20 protein-coding genes are annotated in these 17,283 nt (G+C 60.8%); 13 read left to right on the forward strand and 7 right to left on the reverse strand.

The window, feature by feature from the left end; genetic code table 11:
* The first annotated feature begins 15 nt into the window (after window positions 1–15).
* Window positions 16–1,167 (forward strand): alkane 1-monooxygenase, encoded by a 1,152-nt coding sequence (locus ACNQ62_RS01925; RefSeq protein ID WP_418094080.1) that lies wholly within the window; start codon window positions 16–18, stop codon window positions 1,165–1,167.
* 151 nt (window positions 1,168–1,318) lie between these two features.
* On the opposite strand, the gene ACNQ62_RS01930 is transcribed toward ACNQ62_RS01925, so the two are convergent.
* From ACNQ62_RS01930 to ACNQ62_RS01940, 3 genes are all read right to left on the reverse strand, one after another.
* Window positions 1,319–2,419: a site-specific DNA-methyltransferase gene (locus ACNQ62_RS01930; RefSeq protein ID WP_418094081.1), complete on the reverse strand. Its 1,101-nt coding sequence runs from the start codon at window positions 2,417–2,419 to the stop codon at window positions 1,319–1,321.
* A 101-nt stretch (window positions 2,420–2,520) separates the two neighbouring features.
* Window positions 2,521–3,138: a ribonuclease HII gene (locus ACNQ62_RS01935; protein ID WP_180828402.1), complete on the reverse strand. Its 618-nt coding sequence runs from the start codon at window positions 3,136–3,138 to the stop codon at window positions 2,521–2,523.
* A 186-nt stretch (window positions 3,139–3,324) separates the two neighbouring features.
* On the reverse strand, window positions 3,325–3,903 hold the full coding sequence (locus ACNQ62_RS01940) for a hypothetical protein (RefSeq protein WP_341205363.1): 579 nt from the start codon (window positions 3,901–3,903) through the stop codon (window positions 3,325–3,327).
* Window positions 3,904–4,092: 189 nt separating this feature from the next.
* Here ACNQ62_RS01940 and ACNQ62_RS01945 point away from each other — a divergent pair, with 189 nt between their 5' ends.
* The 5 genes from ACNQ62_RS01945 (at window position 4,093) to ACNQ62_RS01965 (ending at window position 8,234) form a co-directional block, all read left to right on the forward strand.
* The gene (locus ACNQ62_RS01945) at window positions 4,093–4,386 is read left to right on the forward strand and encodes a hypothetical protein (RefSeq protein WP_009825534.1); all 294 of its coding nucleotides are present in this window, start codon (window positions 4,093–4,095) and stop codon (window positions 4,384–4,386) included.
* Window position 4,387: 1 nt separating this feature from the next.
* Window positions 4,388–5,062, forward strand: a complete 675-nt coding sequence (locus ACNQ62_RS01950; RefSeq protein ID WP_037942669.1) for a winged helix-turn-helix domain-containing protein — start codon at window positions 4,388–4,390, stop codon at window positions 5,060–5,062.
* A 124-nt stretch (window positions 5,063–5,186) separates the two neighbouring features.
* Entirely contained in the window at window positions 5,187–5,963 is a 777-nt protein-coding gene (locus tag ACNQ62_RS01955) for an aldolase/citrate lyase family protein (protein ID WP_184583561.1), read from the forward strand.
* On the forward strand, window positions 5,960–7,135 hold the full coding sequence (locus tag ACNQ62_RS01960) for an MFS transporter (RefSeq protein WP_418094082.1): 1,176 nt from the start codon (window positions 5,960–5,962) through the stop codon (window positions 7,133–7,135). The genes ACNQ62_RS01955 and ACNQ62_RS01960 overlap by 4 nt, the downstream gene beginning before the upstream one ends.
* Window positions 7,136–7,211: 76 nt before the next feature.
* Window positions 7,212–8,234, forward strand: coding sequence for an aspartate-semialdehyde dehydrogenase (locus tag ACNQ62_RS01965; RefSeq protein WP_005850430.1), 1,023 nt, complete (start codon window positions 7,212–7,214; stop codon window positions 8,232–8,234).
* A 99-nt stretch (window positions 8,235–8,333) separates the two neighbouring features.
* On the opposite strand, the gene ACNQ62_RS01970 is transcribed toward ACNQ62_RS01965, so the two are convergent.
* Window positions 8,334–8,933 (reverse strand): NYN domain-containing protein, encoded by a 600-nt coding sequence (locus ACNQ62_RS01970; protein ID WP_418094083.1) that lies wholly within the window; start codon window positions 8,931–8,933, stop codon window positions 8,334–8,336.
* A gap of 40 nt (window positions 8,934–8,973) precedes the next feature.
* A complete protein-coding gene (locus tag ACNQ62_RS01975) occupies window positions 8,974–9,624 on the reverse strand; it encodes a carbonic anhydrase (protein WP_005850433.1) in 651 nt (216 codons plus the stop codon).
* 149 nt (window positions 9,625–9,773) lie between these two features.
* Here ACNQ62_RS01975 and ACNQ62_RS01980 point away from each other — a divergent pair, with 149 nt between their 5' ends.
* From ACNQ62_RS01980 to ACNQ62_RS01990, 3 genes are all read left to right on the forward strand, one after another.
* Window positions 9,774–10,151, forward strand: a complete 378-nt coding sequence (locus tag ACNQ62_RS01980) for a hypothetical protein (RefSeq protein ID WP_005850435.1) — start codon at window positions 9,774–9,776, stop codon at window positions 10,149–10,151.
* 67 nt (window positions 10,152–10,218) lie between these two features.
* Window positions 10,219–11,601, forward strand: coding sequence for a leucyl aminopeptidase family protein (locus ACNQ62_RS01985; protein ID WP_418094084.1), 1,383 nt, complete (start codon window positions 10,219–10,221; stop codon window positions 11,599–11,601).
* Complete coding sequence (locus tag ACNQ62_RS01990) at window positions 11,598–12,407, forward strand: C40 family peptidase (protein ID WP_418094085.1); 810 nt, start codon at window positions 11,598–11,600, stop codon at window positions 12,405–12,407. Before ACNQ62_RS01985 ends, ACNQ62_RS01990 begins: the two co-directional genes overlap by 4 nt.
* 31 nt (window positions 12,408–12,438) lie before the next feature.
* On the opposite strand, the gene ACNQ62_RS01995 is transcribed toward ACNQ62_RS01990, so the two are convergent.
* On the reverse strand, window positions 12,439–12,789 hold the full coding sequence (locus ACNQ62_RS01995) for a DUF2794 domain-containing protein (RefSeq protein WP_407474058.1): 351 nt from the start codon (window positions 12,787–12,789) through the stop codon (window positions 12,439–12,441).
* A 113-nt stretch (window positions 12,790–12,902) separates the two neighbouring features.
* On the opposite strand from ACNQ62_RS01995, the gene paaI reads away from it, so the two are divergent.
* Both paaI and paaK read left to right on the forward strand, forming a co-directional pair.
* Entirely contained in the window at window positions 12,903–13,340 is a 438-nt protein-coding gene (gene paaI / locus ACNQ62_RS02000) for a hydroxyphenylacetyl-CoA thioesterase PaaI (protein WP_386168850.1), read from the forward strand.
* Window positions 13,337–14,647 (forward strand): phenylacetate--CoA ligase PaaK, encoded by a 1,311-nt coding sequence (gene paaK / locus ACNQ62_RS02005; protein WP_418094086.1) that lies wholly within the window; start codon window positions 13,337–13,339, stop codon window positions 14,645–14,647. The genes paaI and paaK overlap by 4 nt, the downstream gene beginning before the upstream one ends.
* On the opposite strand, the gene ACNQ62_RS02010 is transcribed toward paaK, so the two are convergent.
* Entirely contained in the window at window positions 14,644–15,261 is a 618-nt protein-coding gene (locus ACNQ62_RS02010; protein WP_418094087.1) for a TetR/AcrR family transcriptional regulator, read from the reverse strand. The genes paaK and ACNQ62_RS02010 overlap by 4 nt on opposite strands.
* Window positions 15,262–15,410: 149 nt before the next feature.
* Between ACNQ62_RS02010 and ACNQ62_RS02015 the strand changes: the two genes are divergently transcribed.
* On the forward strand, window positions 15,411–16,340 hold the full coding sequence (locus ACNQ62_RS02015) for an AEC family transporter (RefSeq protein ID WP_037942638.1): 930 nt from the start codon (window positions 15,411–15,413) through the stop codon (window positions 16,338–16,340).
* A 101-nt stretch (window positions 16,341–16,441) separates the two neighbouring features.
* Entirely contained in the window at window positions 16,442–17,275 is an 834-nt protein-coding gene (fghA, locus tag ACNQ62_RS02020; RefSeq protein ID WP_418094088.1) for an S-formylglutathione hydrolase, read from the forward strand.
* Window positions 17,276–17,283 lie beyond the last annotated feature (8 nt).

Below are 17,283 nucleotides of genomic sequence, written 5' to 3' on the forward strand. Positions count from 1 at the left end.
AAAAGGCCGTGCAGCATGACCTCACCCACCACAAACATAAGCACCGACCAGCTGTCGCAGTTCCGGCGTGCGCTGCCTTTTGCCCTGTCCTTTGCGCTGATCCCGCTGGTCTGGGTCTCCGCCACCGTCGGCGGCTGGACCGTGATCTTGATGCCGCAGGTCACATGGTATCTGTTTTCGATCATCGACGCGATCGCGGGGCTGAACCTTGATAACGCCGATCCGGACGCGTCAGACGGCGACCTGTTCTGGTATCGCATGATTACGACCGCGTGGATGCCGGTGCAGTTTCTCACGCTATTCGGGTTGCTATGGTACGTGCCACAGGCCGCGCATCTGTCCGGCTGGGAGAAAGCCGCCGTCTTCTTCGGCGTCGGCGTCATGACGGGCACCATCGGGATCAACTACGCCCACGAGCTGATGCACCAACGCAATAGACGCGAACGCTTCTGGGCCGATGCACTGCTGGCGATGGTGCTGTATTCGCACTTCCGGTCTGAACATCTGCTGGTGCACCACCGCTATGTCGCCACCCCGCGCGATCCGGTGACCGCACGCTATAACGAAGGGTTCCACCGCTTTTACCCGCGCGTGCTGCGGCAATCTCTGGTGTCCAGCTTTCAGGCCGAAAAAGCGATGCTGGCACGCAAGGGCAAACCCTGGACCGACCTGAGCAACCCGTTTTTCAAATATGGGGCGCTGCAAGCAGGCTGCCTGATCCTCGCCGTGGTCCTTGGCGGCTGGGTCGGGCTGGGCCTGTTCCTGCTGCAAGCGGGCGTGGCGATCTGGCAGCTTGAGCTGGTGAATTACATCGAACACTACGGTCTGACGCGCAAACATCTGGGTGACGGCAAATACGAACACGTCCAGCCGCGTCATTCGTGGAACGCAGCGCATATGGCGTCCAACTGGCTGCTGATCAATCTGCAACGCCATTCCGACCACCACTATAAACCCGACCGGCGGTTTCCCGTGCTGCAAACCTATGGCGACGCAGAAGCGCCGCAGCTGCCCTATGGCTACCCCGTCATGACAATGGCCGCGATGATGCCCTGGGTCTGGCGGCGTGTGATGAATCCGCGGGTGCGGGAATGGCGCCGGACCTACTACCCCGAGATCACGGACTGGGCCGAGTATAACGCGGGCAAGACCCCCTATCCCCGCTGAACATCGCTGAACCTTCGTGACCGCCTGAAACGAAAAAGACCCCGCCAATGAAAGGCGGGGCCAAGGTGAGTGTCCTTATGGGCACGCCTTCTCATGAGGCGGCAAGGACACCGGCGGTGTTCGTAAATAGGGTGTGAAAGTGGGGAGAGGCCTAGTTGGCCATCTCTGCCCGGATCTGCTGGCGCAAGATATCGATCGGCACGCGTTTGCCGTCTTTCTTGTAGCACCAATATGTCCAACCATTGCAGCTTGGCGCTTTCTCATAAGCCGCACCGACTTGGTGGATCGATCCTTTGACCTCGTTCCCGACAAGCGTGCCATCGGCACGAACCTTGGCGGAATACCGGCCGTTCAGGGAATAAAGCTCTTCGCCCGGGCGCAGCATGCCACGTTCAACCAGCTGGCCAAACGGCACGCGCGGCTCGGCGCGCTTCGAGGTGGTGGTCTGCAACGCTTCCTTATCGAACTTGCGCACGGATTTGATCCGCTTTTCGGCAACCTTGCGATACGCGTCTTCCCGTTCGATCCCGATAAAGTCGCGGCCCAGCATCTTGGCAACGGCGCCTGTGGTGCCAGTGCCAAAGAACGGATCAAGCACGACATCACCGGGGTTGGTGGACCCCACAAGGATACGGTGCAACAGGCTTTCGGGCTTTTGCGTCGGATGCGCTTTATCGCCCATTTCGTCTTTCAGACGTTCGTGACCGGTGCAGATCGGCAGCACCCAATCACTGCGCATCTGGATACCTTCGTTCAGCGCTTTCAACGCTTCGTAGTTGAAGGTGTATTTGGAATTCTCGTCCTTGCCGGCCCAGATCATGGTTTCGTGCGCATTGGTAAAGCGCTTGCCGCGAAAGTTCGGCATCGGGTTCGACTTGCGCCACACCACGTCGTTCAAGATCCAGAAACCCGCATCCTGCAATGCGGCACCAACGCGGAAAATATTGTGATAGCTGCCAATGACCCAGATCGCGCCATTGGGTTTCAACAGACGCCGCGCGGCTTTCAGCCATTCGCGGGTAAACTTGTCATAGACGGCAAAGCTGGAAAACTGGTCCCACGCATCATCGACCGCATCCACCTTTGAATTGTCGGGGCGATGCAAGTCGCCACGCAACTGCAGGTTATAGGGGGGATCTGCAAAGATAAGGTCCACCGACTCTGCCGGAAGCGCATTCATCGCTTCGATACAGTCGCCAGAAATGATCGTGTTTAAAGGGAGTGCTGCCGCACCCTTGGTCATCGTCTTCATAATAGCTGCCTCTTGCCCGGCACATTGTGTGCTCTTGGTTATCCACAAGATGCCCCGACAGACGATTCCTGGTCAATTTCTTTTTTGAATCAAGTGGTTAGTTATTTATCTTGATACAACATGTTGTGTACGGGCTTGAACAAACGTCTATGGTGTGGGGTCACACCAATTTTCTGCAACGCCTCCATGTGCTTTTTCGACCCGTATCCCATGTTGGTTTCCCAGCCATATCCGGGGTGCTGTTGCGCCAAGGACAACATGACACAATCTCGACATATTTTGGCCGCAATTGAGGCCGCGGAAATCGACTGCGACCGGGCGTCTCCCTTGACCACGGTTTCGGCAGGCAAGGTCAGATCGCGCGGGATCATATTGCCGTCGATCAACGCATAATCGGCGGGGGTCTTCAGCCCCTCCAGCGCGCGCAGCATGGCAAGGTGGCTCGCCCTCAGGATGTTGAGCTCTTCAATCTCTTCGACCGAGGCATGGGCAACGCTGACATCCGCAACCTGCAAAAGCTCTTCATACAGGCGTTCTCGCGCAGGTTTGGTCAGCTTTTTTGAATCGTTCAGCCCTTCGGGAATGCGATCCGGGTCCAGCACCACCGCAGCGGCAGTGACCGGCCCCGCCAAGGGCCCGCGCCCCACCTCGTCCACGCCGGCGACCCGCTCAAAGCCGCGCGCATGGGCGGCCCGTTCAAATTCAAAATCTGGTTTCATGATCCGTGAAAACCCCAACCCGCGCCAAAGCTCAAGCCCCGCCCACGCGAATTGTGACCTTGCAAAGACTGCGATGTCACAATCGCAAAAGATATCCACAGCACATAAGAAAGGGAGGGATGCCCGAACATCCCTCCCTTCCCCACCCGAGAGCATCGAAATGCCCCCGGTATTGGCACGCTGAGATTAACCGCGCGCCAAACTGTATCCCGCGCCGCGCAGGCAGCGGGCGTCATATCCATAGCGGGTGCCCCGATGGGTCCGGATCTGCTGCGCGCATTGCTGCGGCAGACGGTTGGCATGACGGAAATTATTCTCAAGACAGCGGCGGCCGAACATCAGCACCTGACCGCGACGCGTGTCGAAGCTCTGGAAACACTGTTTGGGCAGCAGCTTGGCATTGGCATGGGTGTGATGCTGCTTGCGCTTGTAGCCCTTGGGCAGCGGACGCGGCTCTACCCGGTGGCGCGATTGCGGCGCGCGGTAGACGGGCACGCGCTCGGCCCGTGGAGGGCGTGGGGCGCGGTACACAGTGTTTGGCGCATGGCGGTGCTTTGACACTTCCTGCCGGGCACGTTCTTCGTCGCGCTTGTTCTTGTCGTGAATGATCTTACCGACAATGGCCACGCCCAGAACACCGACCGCGATTTTCGCCAGATCCCTGTTGCGGTCGCCCGCGGCGGCGGGGGCAGCAGTCAAGGCGGTGATAGCGACGGCTGCGGCTGCAATCGAGGCGATGAATTTATGGTGCAATGTAAAGCGCATTGTCTGATCCTTTCGGTTGGGGGCAACATGGGAAGCACCCCATGCAAAGCCATCAAGAGCGAGGCCGTGGGATCAAACTGGCCGCACCCCCCTCAGACAGGCAATAACACCCCCCTGTTATCGAATAACAAAGCGGTACAGACCCAATGGATATTGAATATCCGCCCGGATAGGCGCAGTCTGATCGTCATGAAACACATCCTCCTTTCCCTGGCTGCTGCGGGGCTTCTGGCCCTCTCCGCCCCCTCTGCCCAAGCGGCGGAATGTTTTGCCGACTACAAGGCAAAGCAGGAAAACCCCTTGCGCCTGCATTATGGTGTGGCGCAGGTATCCGGTGACTGCAGCCGTGCCTCGGCGCAGGCCCAATTGACGGACCGGCTGGCTGCAAATGGCTGGACGTTGCTGACGATCGTCTCTGTCTTTGGCAAGGATGGCCTAAACCAAAGGAAAGCGAGTGCCGGACCAAATTTCCTCCGCTTCTGAGATGCGCCGCACGGGCGGGCGTTTTGTCGGCGGTGGTATCGCGGCCGTTGTGGCGATCATTCTGATCGGCGCAGGGCTGTTGCTATGGGCCCTGCCCGACGCCAATGCCTTTAACGCGCAGGTCGAACGCATCTTTGTCGAGAACGACGATCTGACGACTCAGGCCGAAATCAAACTGCTTGAAATTCTCGCACAATCGGGCACCGCGTTTTCAGAAACCCTGTCGAGCTACCGGATCGTGATCATCGTGCTGCTGGTCTTTGCGACGGCCATGCTGGTCGCGGCGCTGGTGTTCCTGATCATGCTCGTGGGCTTCAACCGCCGCATGGCGCAGATCGAACGGGTGGGGATACAAGTAAACTCGCTCCTGATCAGCCGCGAGGAAAACACCGTCTATCTCAACAACCTCGGCTTCAAACTGACCGCCGCCGCGATGGAAACGATGTCGGTCCTTGCCGAAGCGCGCATGGATGACGACGTGCTCTCAGGCTCCGAGATCGAGGGCATGATCTCGGGCCGGACCGCCGCTGACTGCGACGAGGCAGCAGGGGCCACGCGCATCAAACGTCTGCGCGATACATTGGGCAACCAGATCGTGTCGGAACTGCTGGTCAAGAATATCGCGCGGCGCGGCTATATGCTGGCCATCGACAAAGACGTGATCAAGGTCATCTGAACTCTTCATTTTACCCTGAAAACTCCGGGGGAGTCGCGCCTGCGCGACGGGGGCAGCGCCCCCTCTGGACACTCCGTGATGCTTGACCCTAGGGTACGCTGAAACAGCATCAAGGATCATGCCCATGCCAGCCCCCTTCAACGCATTCAAACAGGCTCTGAAACAAGGCGACACCGTCTTTGGCTGCTGGTTGGGCCTTGCGGACACCTATAGCGCCGAACTGATGGGGACCGCCGGTTTTGACTGGCTGGTCATTGACGGAGAGCACGCGCCGAACGACCTGCGCTCTATCATGGCGCAGCTTCAGGTGCTTGAAGCCTCTGACAGCCACCCCGTCGTGCGCGTCCCCGTGGGGGAGACCTATCTGATCAAACAGATGCTGGATGCGGGGGCGCAGACCCTGCTGGTGCCTATGGTGGATAACGTCGATCAAGCCCGCCAGCTGGTGCGCGATGTCACCTATCCGCCTCACGGCGACCGCGGTGTCGGCTATGCGCTGACCCGCGCCGCGCGTTTCTCGCAGATCGCGGATTACGGCACCACGGCGGATGACGAGATCTGCCTGCTGGTGCAGGTCGAAAGCGTGAAGGGCCTTGAGAACCTGAATGCGATCCTCGCGGTCGACGGGATCGACGGCGTGTTCATCGGCCCTGCGGATCTGGCGGCTGATATGGGGTACATGGGCAATGCGCTCCACCCCGAGGTGCAAGACGCGATCATGACCGCGCTGCACAAGATACACGCGGCGGGCAAGGCACCGGGCATCTTGTCGACCCACGACGACATGACCCGCGACGCGCTTGAGGCCGGGGCGCAGTTTGTTGCGGTCGGGGCGGATGTTCTGCTGCTCAGCCACGCGGCGCAAGCGCTTGCGGGCAAATGGCGTGACACACTGACATGACACGCGGGGTAGCTTTGTTGGGGCTGGGCTATGTGCTCAGCCAGTTTTTCCGTGCCTTTCTGGCCGTGCTCAGCCCATCACTGCGCGTTGATCTGGGGGCCACGCCCGAAGACCTCGCCTTTGCGTCGGGGCTTTGGTTCTTCTCCTTTGCGGCGATGCAACTGCCTGTGGGATGGGCGCTGGATACAGTCGGGCCGCGGCGCACGGCGGCCAGCTTGCTGCTGGTGGGCGGAGGCGGCGGGGCGGCTTTGTTCGCGGTGGCGACGCAGCCGCTGCACATCAATCTGGCGATGGTCCTGATCGGGATCGGCTGTGCGCCGGTGCTGATGGGAGCCTACTATATCTTTGCGCGTGAATTCGCACCAAGCCGCTTTGTCGTGCTCGCCTCTATCATGGTGGGCATCGGCACGCTTGGCAATCTCGTCGCATCCTATCCGATGGCGATTGCGGCGGAAACGATCGGCTGGCGCGCGTCGCTTTGGGGGCTTTGCGCCATCACCACGCTGACGGCGATTGGCATCTGGAGCGTCGTGCGCGACCCCGCCACCCCCGAAGGGGAACAACGCGGCAGCCTTCTTGGCGTGTTCAAGATCAAGGCGCTGTGGTTCATCTTTCCCATCATGAGCGTCAGCTACGCCCAGGTCGGAGCGTTGCGCGGGCTTTGGATCGGTCCCTATTTCGAGGATGTCTTTGCCGCGAACGCTCACCAGATCGGCTGGGCGACCCTGTTGATGGGGATCGCGATGGTGGCAGGCAGCCTCGCCTATGGCCCGCTGGACCGCGTGATCGGCAGCACGAAATGGGTGATTGTCGGGGGCACGGCGCTGAACCTCGCGGCCTTGGTGGCGCTTATGCTTTTCCCCGACAGTGGCATCATTCTTGCCACCGCGCTGATGGCCGCTGTCGGTTTCTTTGGCGCGACCTATGCGGTGATCATCGCCCACGGCCGCAGCTTTATGCCGCCGCAGCTGGTCGGGCGGGGCATGACCCTGTTGAACCTGTGCAGCATTGGTGGCGTTGGCGTGGCGCAGTTCCTGTCGGGCCGCGTCTATGCGGCCAGCCAGCCCGCCGTCACCGCGCAGGCCCCCTATGTGATGATTTTCACCCTGTTTGCCGCGCTCATGGCAGCGGGTCTGTTCGTCTACCTGTTTTCCCGCGATGCAGGCGAATAGGCCGCGCCCCCTTCCCCCGCGGGCCCAAGCGGTATAAGAGGCCCGCACCATCACATTTTAGTATTGGAGTTTTAAGATGGGTTATCGCGTCGTCATCGCGGGTGCCACAGGCAATGTGGGCCGTGAAATGCTGAACATTCTGGCCGAGCGCCACTTCCCTGTAGACGAAATCGTGGCACTTGCCTCGCGCAAGTCTATGGGATCCGAAGTCAGCTTTGGCGACAAGACGCTCAAGACGAAAGACTTGGATACGTTCGACTTCACGGGCTGGGATATGGCGTTGTTCGCCGTCGGTTCGGAAGCGACCAAAAAATACGCGCCCAAGGCCGCCAAGGCCGGTTGCGTGGTCATCGATAACTCGTCGCTGTACCGCTACGATCCCGATATCCCGCTGATCGTGCCAGAGGTGAACGCCGACGCGATCCACGATTATTCCAAGAAAAACATCATCGCGAACCCGAATTGCTCGACCGCGCAGATGGTTGTCGCGCTCAAGCCGCTGCACGACCGCGCCACGATCAAACGTGTTGTCGTGTCGACCTACCAGTCAGTGTCCGGTTCGGGCAAAGACGGCATGGACGAACTGTGGGACCAGACCAAATCGATCTACAACCCCACCGACGACAAGCCCGCGAAGAAATTTACCAAACAGATCGCCTTTAACGTGATCCCGCATATCGACGTCTTTATGGATAGCGGTGACACGAAAGAAGAGTGGAAGATGATGGTAGAGACGAAGAAAATCGTCGATCCCAAAATCAAGGTCACAGCGACCTGTGTCCGCGTTCCGGTCTTCGTGGGCCACGCCGAATCGATCAACATCGAGTTCGAAGAGCATCTGGACGAGAACGAGGCCCGCGACATCCTGCGCGAAGCCCCCGGTATCATGGTCATCGATAAGCGCGAAGACGGTGGCTATGTCACCCCCGTTGAATGTGCGGGCGATTTCGCAACCTTCATCAGCCGCATCCGTCAGGACAGCACGATCGACAACGGTCTGAACCTGTGGTGTGTCAGCGACAACCTGCGCAAGGGTGCCGCATTGAACGCCGTGCAGATCGCGGAACTGCTGGGCCGCGAAGTGTTGAAAAAAGGCTAAGCGCCCCCTGATCTTTATGTCGGGAAAGGCCAGTGCGATGCGCTGGCCTTTTTCATGTCGGGCATGTTCAGATCAACGCTGCCGCGGGCGCTTTGGCCATCAGGCGGCGTTCTGTTTGTCTGACAGCGTGGCAAAGTCGAACCACAGCTCTTGTTGCCGGTATCCGCCCTTGATCAGATGCCCGCGTCGCAGCACCTCGGGAAAGTCATCGGCCCAGTCACGGTAGCGGTCATTGCTCACGACAACCGCCCCCATCTCGCGCGCGGCGGTGAGGATGAAGGGATCGGCCGGCGATCCGCTTGGCACGACCATCACCTGATCCACCGGCAGCTTCAGCATCGCCGCCAGCGCCGCATCATCTTTGTAAGCGTTCGTCAGCAGATGCCCTGCGTTGGCATCAAAGACCACGCCTGTCTTGAAGCCAAGGTCTTTCAGGGTGCGCACCACGTCCTGCACTGGCGTGATCAGCGGCGTACCACCCCACCAGTACATGACGTTTGATCCGTCAATCACCACCGCCCCACGGGCACTGCGCCGGGATTGCCCCGCCAACCAGACCCGGGCCTCGCGCAGGAGCAAGATGGCGCTGGCGATGGCACAAGGCCCCGCCAGCAAAACCAGATCCCCCCAAACCGGCTGGGAGGTCGCGATGACCGTACCAATGATCGACACGGTCAGCAAAAGCGCAGGAACGATCACGCGCAGGTGCCGCCGGAACCGTCCCTGTCAGACCAGCCCATTATACGGGCCGGAACATCTCTTTATCGGCGCTATAGCACTCAAGCCCGCCCTCGCCGATGTTGTGCCACAGGCCGTGCAACGTCAGCTCGCCCGCTTTGACCTGCTGCGCCACAAAGGGGAACGTCATCAGGTTCTCAAGAGAGGTCATAACAGCGTGTTTCTCAAGCTGGCGCGCCTGCTCTTTCGGGTCTTCGATGTCCGATACCGCATCGTACTTAGGGCGCAGGATATCCATCCACCGACCGACGAAGCTGTCTTTAGCATCCAGCGCTGGCGCGTTGCCTTTGCACATGTCCAGACAGCCCTGCACACCGCCACAGCTGGAGTGACCGAGCACGATAACATGCGCGACTTTCAACGACTGAACCGCATATTCAACCGCGGCCGACGTCCCGTGCTGCTGCCCGTCAGGCTGGTAAGGTGGCACCAAGTTGGCGATATTACGGTGAATAAAGAATTCACCCTGATCCGCCCCAAAGATCGATGTTACATGCACGCGGCTATCGCAGCACGAAATGATCATCGCACGAGGATGCTGCCCGTCGGTGGCCAAACGGCGGTACCATGCCTCGTTTTCAGCGTAACTGGTTGCTTTCCATCCGTGATACCGTTGAACCAGATAATTCGGGAGCGGTTTCGCGTTATCCATCTCTGTCTCGCCTTTACTAAATTTTAGCCAAAATACTCTGAATTCGCATCACATTCGAGCGAAAACGCACACGGCCGTAAACGAATTGGACATCAATTGGCCGACATAGTGCAGATGCGCTGTGGGGGCGTAATGATGAGGTGACTCAAATGTATGTATTGCAAATGCGGCCAGTCGAACAAGTCCGCGTAGATCAGGAACGTCTGGGTATCCTGTATGACCAACTGGGTGAATCAGGGGCCGAAGATGTCGTCTGTCGCGCGATGGAGGAATTGGCCCTGCGCATGTCCCACTGCGACCGTCTGTATCAGGCATCCAACTGGCTTGAGCTGCGTAAAAACTGCCGGTCGCTGATTGCGATTGCCGAACAGGTGGGGCTGCAAAAGCTGGCAAACGTCGCGGGGGATGTGATCTGCGCGATTGACCAGAACAGTCACGTCGCGATCGGGGCGACGCTCACGCGACTTATCCGCATCGGCGAACGGTCGCTGACCGCGATCTGGGACACGCAGGATGTGACCCTTTGACGGGCTTGCAGCGCCACAGGATACGTCTAGGCTGCGCGCGACTATCACGCACGAAAGGCCCAGCCCTATGTCCGCTCTCTTCGCCGATCCCTCCTCCGCTGCGATCCCGCTGCATCTGATTGCCTCCGATGCCCTGCCTGACTGGCTCGACGGGCAATCCGATGCCACACGCACTTGGGTCGCGGCACAGGGGTTTACCGGCGCGTTGGGGCAGGCGTTGACGCTGCCGGGCGAAGATGGCGCGCTGCGCATGGCTCTGGCGGGCTACGGCACGGCCAGCGCCCGCAAACGGGGGCGCTTCCATCTGGCAGGTGCCGCGGCAAAGCTGCCCAAGGGCGACTATGAACTGCACGCCGACCTGCCCGCGACAGAGCTCGCGGTGGAGGCTCTGGGGTGGCTGCTCGCGTCCTATCGGTTTGACCGCTATGCCACGCAATCGCCGATGGCCGCCCGCCTTGTTGCGCCCGCTGGGATCGACGCCGATCACATCCGCGCCCTCGCCGAAGGGGAGATGCTAACCCGTGACCTGATCAACACGCCCGCCTCGGATATGGGTCCGCCCGATCTGGAAGCCGCAGCGCGCAAACTGGCAGATCAACACGGGGCGCGGATCTCTGTCATCACGGGCGACGATCTGTTGGCACAGAACCTGCCGCTGATCCATACTGTCGGCCGTGCCGCCGACCGCGCGCCCCGGCTGATCGACCTGAACTGGGGCAAAACCGGGAAAAAGCTGACGCTGGTGGGCAAAGGCGTGTGTTTTGACACCGGTGGGCTGAACCTGAAACCCGGCGCATCGATGGGTCTGATGAAAAAGGACATGGGTGGCGCGGCGGCGGTACTGGGTCTGGCGCATATGATCATGGCCACGGGGATGGACCTGCAACTGCGCGTGCTGATCCCCGCGGTTGAAAACGCGGTCTCCGGCAATGCTTTCCGCCCCCAAGACATCCTGACCTCGCGCAAGGGCCTCACGGTCGAGATCAACAATACCGACGCCGAAGGCCGGTTGGTGCTGGCCGATGCGCTGGCACTGGCGGACGAGGACAAACCCGACCAGATTATCTCTATGGCGACGCTGACCGGTGCCGCACGGGTCGCCGTGGGCCCCGATCTTGCCCCCTATTTCAGCGACGATCCCGATTTCGTCGCCGCGTTGGAATCCGCTGCCGCCACCCACGCCGACCCCGTCTGGCGTATGCCCTTCCACACCCCCTACGAGCCGCTGATCGAACCCGGTATCGCCGATCTGGATAACGCCCCCTCTGGTGGGTTCGCAGGCTGTATCACCGCCGCGCTGTTTCTGCGTCGCTTCGTCACCGACAGCGCCTATGCGCATTTCGACATCTACGGCTGGCAACCAAGCGCCGCCCCTGCCCGCGCCAAAGGCGGCGTGGGTCAGGCCACACGCGCGCTGCATGCCAGCCTCGGGGCGATCTTGTCAAAATGACCGACCGACGCCTGCATCCCGACCCCAAGCGGATCACCGAAAAGACAGCGGCGCAGATCACCCTACCGGTCGTTGATCTGAACCGCAGCCCCGACGGCCCCCGCGACCGACAAGCGCTCTTGGGTGAGGCGCTGACCGTGCTGGATCGCACCGATGGCACCGCCTATGTGCAACTGACCAAGGACAACTACTGCGGTTATATATCCGAAACCGCCATCGGCCCTGCGGTCCCCCCGACTCACGTCGTCACCGCACCCGCCACCCACGCCTATACGCGTGCCGATCTGAAATCACCGGATGTCAGCAGCCTCAGCTTTGGCAGCCGCGTTGTGGTGACGGGAACGGAAGGCCGATTTGCCCAAACCTCGCTTGGCCATATCCCGACCCAACACCTCGCCCCGCTGCCGCACGCTTTCCCGGATCCCGCCGCCGTGGCAGAGCTGTTTCTCGGCACGCCCTACCTCTGGGGCGGGAACAGCCGCTGGGGGATCGATTGCTCGGGCCTCGTTCAGGCCGCCTTCCTCGCCTGCGGCATTCCCTGCCCCGGTGACAGCGACCAGCAGCAGATCAGCGTTGCCGACACCGTAGCAGGTGCAGGCCCCGTCCCGCGCGACATCCAACGCAATGACCTCCTGTTCTGGAAAGGCCATGTGGCGCTGGTCCTCGACCCCGCCACCATGATCCACGCCAATGCGCATCATATGGCCGTCACCCGCGAACCCATCCAGGACGCGCTGACCCGTATCGCCAAAACCGACGGCCCGCTGACCGGGCACAAACGGCTCAGCCCTTCCAAATGGCCTTAAATCCATCCGCCCCCTCGACCAGCGCGGCGGTCTAGGGGTCGACGGCGCGGATCATCTTGCGTTCCAGCACGCGCAGCACGGCAGCCAGATCCTGACCGCGGCGCAACACCTGTCCATTGGACCCGATCACCGCGTACATCCCTTGCTTCAACCGCAGCTTGGGGCGTTTCTCGATCCGGTAAAGCGGCATCTCTGCAGTGCGTCTGAAGATTGAAAACACCGCGACCTCGCGCAGCGAAGAGATTCCATAGTCGCGCCATTCCCCCGCCGCGACCATGCGCCCATAGAGCGACAGGATCGGACCAAGCTCCGTCCGGTGAAAGGAAACCTGTTCGGGCGCGCGTTCATTCTGCGGGTGTGAGGGATGAATATGCACTGTCATGTTTTGACAGTTGCGCCCTTCGCCGCTCAAATCAAGAGAGCCGCCGATCAATTCTCTTGAAAGCGTTACATTATCTGTGCAAGCATCCAAATTGTGAAACATAAAGGCCCGCCATGACCCCGCAACTCCGCGCCGAAAAATCCGCCGCTGCCATGTGGTCCACCGATACGGCCAGCCAATCTCTGGGGATGCGCATCGACCATATCGCCCCCGGCGCGGCGGATCTGTCGATGGTGGTCACCGCGGCCATGTTGAACGGCCACGGCATCGCCCACGGCGGGTATATCTTCACCCTCGCCGACAGCGCCTTTGCCTTCGCCTGCAACAGCTACAACCAGCTTGCCGTCGCCCAGCAGAACCAGATTTCCTACCTCGCACCGGGGAAGGCTGGCGAACGGCTGCACGCGGCGGCGCGCGAACTATCCAGAACCGGACGCTCCGGCGTCTATGACGTGACTGTCACGGGGGAGGACGGGCGCACCATCGCCTTGTTCCGTGGCCTGTCACGCACCATCAAAGGCCACCATTTCGAGGAGGAAATGACCCCATGAAAGACCTCACGCCTGCCCGATCATCGCTTGACCCGATCGAGCTTGCCAGCCGCGATGAAATCAGCGCCCAGCAACTGGAGCGGCTGAAAAAATCCCTGCACCACGCCTATGCGAATGTGCCTTTCTACCGTCAAAGCTTTGATGCCGCAGGCGTCCACCCCGACGATCTGAACGACCTGAGCGATCTGGCGAAATTCCCCTTCACCGTAAAAACCGACCTGCGCGACAACTACCCCTTCGGGATGTTCGCCGTGCCCCGCGACCAGCTGGCGCGCATCCATGCGTCCTCGGGCACCACCGGCCAGCCGACGGTCGTGGGCTACACCAAGAATGACCTCGCCAATTGGGGCAGCGTCATGGGGCGGTCCTTGCGCGCGGCAGGGCTGAAACCCGGCGACATGCTGCATAACGCTTATGGCTACGGGCTGTTTACCGGAGGGTTGGGGGTGCATCTGGGGGCAGATAGCCTTGGGCTAAGCACCGTACCGATCTCGGGCGGGATGACCCCGCGACAGGTCCGCCTGATCGAGGATTTCAAACCCGACGGCATCACGGTCACACCCTCTTATGCGCTGTCGATCCTGGATGAATACGCCCGTCAAGGCATCGATCCGCGCCAGTCTTCGTTGCAAGTGGGTATCTTCGGGGCTGAACCCTGGACCAATGCCATGCGGCTCGAGATTGAACAGGCGTTTGATATGCACGCTGTCGATATCTACGGCCTGTCCGAGATTATGGGCCCCGGCGTGTCCTGCGAATGTGTCGAAACCAAAGACGGTTTGCACATCTGGGAGGATCATTTCTACCCCGAGGTCATCAACCCCGAAACCGGGCAGCCCGTGGCCGATGGCGAACAGGGGGAGCTGGTCTTTACCTCGCTCACCAAAGAGGCGTTTCCCATCATCCGCTACCGCACCCGCGATCTGACCCGCCTGCTCGCCGGCACCGCCCGCAGCATGCGCCGGATGGAGAAAGTCACCGGCCGCAGCGACGACATGATCATCCTGCGCGGCGTCAACGTCTTCCCCACCCAGATCGAAGAGGCGCTGATGGCCACCCCCGGTCTCGCCCCGCATTTCCAGATCGAGCTCAGCAAGCCCGACCGCATGGATCAGATGCGGGTGCTGTGCGAATGTGTCGACGCCACCGTCGACGATGCCGCCCGGCAAACAGCGGCACAGCAGCTGGCCGCGCAGATCAAGGAAACCGTGGGCATCAGCGTGATGATCGACGTGGGCGATGTGAACACCATCACCCGTTCCGAAGGCAAAGCGGTGCGGATTATCGACAACCGGCCCAAGGGCTAAGCCGCGTAGCGCGCCAGAAACATATCGACCGCGCTGTCTATCACGCGGTCGATCTCTGCCTGAGAAATCCTGTCGATGATCCCAAAGGTCAGTCGCAGCCAGACATCCCCCTTGCAGAGCTCTCCGAATTGGTCGGCCGCCAGTAGCGGGTCCTCCATACACAACTGCCCACGGGCGACGGCGGTCTCGAAATACCCCGCCATCTCGCGCCGGACCACAGCTGGGCCGGAGTTGTAAAAGCGCTGGCCAAGCTCGGGGAACCGATCACATTCGGCCACGCATAGGCGAAACATCTGCTGACCAAAGGTCGATGTGATGAACCCCAGCAAATGCCGACCGGCCAGCCCGAGCACCACACGCGGCGGCGCATCTGTGTCGATACCTTCGAAAGCCTGCCGTGACTGGCGGGCACATTCGGTATCGGCGACCTCCATGAACAACAGACGTTTGTCGGGGAAATAGCTGTAAAGCGTCGCCTTGGACACGCCGGCGGCACGGGCAATCGCATCAACGCTCGCGCCCTCAAACCCGTCTGCCATAAAGACATCACGTGCCCCCGCAAGAACCTGATCGAATTTACGGCCCTTACGAACCTTGGTCTGGTCACTGGTCATGAAGGCTCCGGCAGTTTGAAAGGCAGAGTATAAACTGAACCGTTCAGTTCCAAGTCCCAAATGCAGCCCCCCACCCCAAAGCCTGTGTATTTGCGTCACAGCACTGTTGCCCCGTTGCACGAAGCACAGCCAGCCGCTACCAATTTCACATGCTGGCGATCTTTCTCAAGACACTTCCCTTTTTCGCGCTGATCGGCTTGGGCTATTGGGCCGGGCGCACGCGGTTCTTCACCGCAGAGGCCACGGCCTATCTGACCAAATTCGTCTTCTACTTCGCCCTCTCTGCCATGCTGTTCCGCTTCTCCGCCAACCTGTCCTTGGCCGAGGTCTGGGACAGCCGCCTTGTCGCGGCCTATCTATGGGGCACCGGCTTTGTCTATGGCATCGCAACGCTGACAGGCTTTCTGCGCCGCCTCGATGTCCCCGCCACCGCGATGGAGGCCCAATGTGCCGTGATCGGCAACACCGGCTTCCTCGGCGTGCCCATGCTGACCCTGCTGCTCGGGGCAGAGGCAATCGGCCCCGTCGTGCTGGCCTTGGCGGTGGATCTGATCGTGTTTTCCAGCCTCATCGTGATCCTGATCACCGGGGCGCGCGATGGTCAGCTGAGCCTCCGCGCCCTGCGCACGATTTCCGTGGGGCTGGTGAAAAACCCGATGATCGTCGCCATGACCCTTGGCTTTATCTGGTCCGGCCTTCAGATCCCGATCCCTGATCCGATGAACGAATTTCTCGCCATCCTCGGCGGGGCCGCGACCCCCGGCGCGCTTTTTGCCATCGGGGCGTCGCTGGCGACGAAATCAGCGGAGAAGCTGCATGTCGCGGGCTGGCTATCGTTTTGCAAACTGGTGCTGCACCCGGCCTTTGTGGGTTTTGCCGCGCTGTGGTTGTTCAACGTCGATCCGTATAAGGCGGGCGTGATCATCGCCACCGCCGCGCTGCCGGTCGCGGGCAATGTATATATGCTGGCCCAACATTATAACGTCGGGCCGCAACGGGTGTCTGCCGCAATCCTTGTCTCGACACTGCTCAGCATCCTCAGCGTTAGCCTCGTCATCGCGTGGGTCACCGCGCTTTAGCCTTCACCCTTTTGCAAATACTCAGCCAGCGAAGCGTCCTGCCCTTGCCGCGCAGACCGAGGGCCGATAGCCATAGACCAACCAGACACAGGAGACGCCAGATGAAAACGATTTCCGAAAACGCCAGCTTCAAAGGCACCCAAGGCGTCTATTCCCACCGTTCCACCGCCTGCAACTGCGATATGACCTTTGCTCTGTTCCTGCCCGAAGAGGCGCAGCAGGGCCCGGTGCCCTTGATGTGGTTCCTGTCGGGGCTGACCTGCACCCATGAAAACGCGATGACCAAAGCGGGGGCGCAGGCATGGGCCGCGGAACACGGGATCGCGGTGGTCTTTCCCGACACCTCCCCCCGCGGTGAGGATGTGGCCGACGACGACGCCTATGATCTGGGCAAGGGCGCGGGCTTCTATGTGAACGCCACCCAAGACCCGTGGGCACCGCATTTCCGGATGTGGGACTATATCGCCGACGAACTGCCGGCGCTGTTGGGTGAAAACTTCGCGCTGGACATGGACCGGCAGGCGATCTGCGGCCACTCCATGGGCGGGCACGGGGCGCTGACGCTGGCGATGAACCTGCCGGGGCGCTTTACCTCGGTCTCGGCTTTCGCGCCGATTGCGCATCCAACCAGCAGTGACTGGGGCCGCAAACAGCTGGCTGCCTATCTAGGCAGTGACGAGACGACCTGGGCCAAATATGACGCGACGCTTTTGATGGCGGAACGCGGCTTTGACGGGCCGATCCTCATTGATCAGGGCACCGATGACCAATTCCTTGATCTGCTGAAACCCGAAGCACTGGCCGAGGCGATGGCGAAAGCCCGCCAGAACGCCACATTGCGGATGCAGCCGGGCTATGATCACAGCTATTTCTTCATCTCGACCTTCATGGAAGACCACATCGCCTTCCACGCCGATGCGCTTTATGCGCGATAGGGCCCGGC

It is taken from the genome of Sulfitobacter sp. SBS6 (genome assembly GCF_048285585.1).
In the GTDB taxonomy this organism is placed as follows: Bacteria; Pseudomonadota; Alphaproteobacteria; order Rhodobacterales; family Rhodobacteraceae; genus Sulfitobacter; species Sulfitobacter pontiacus.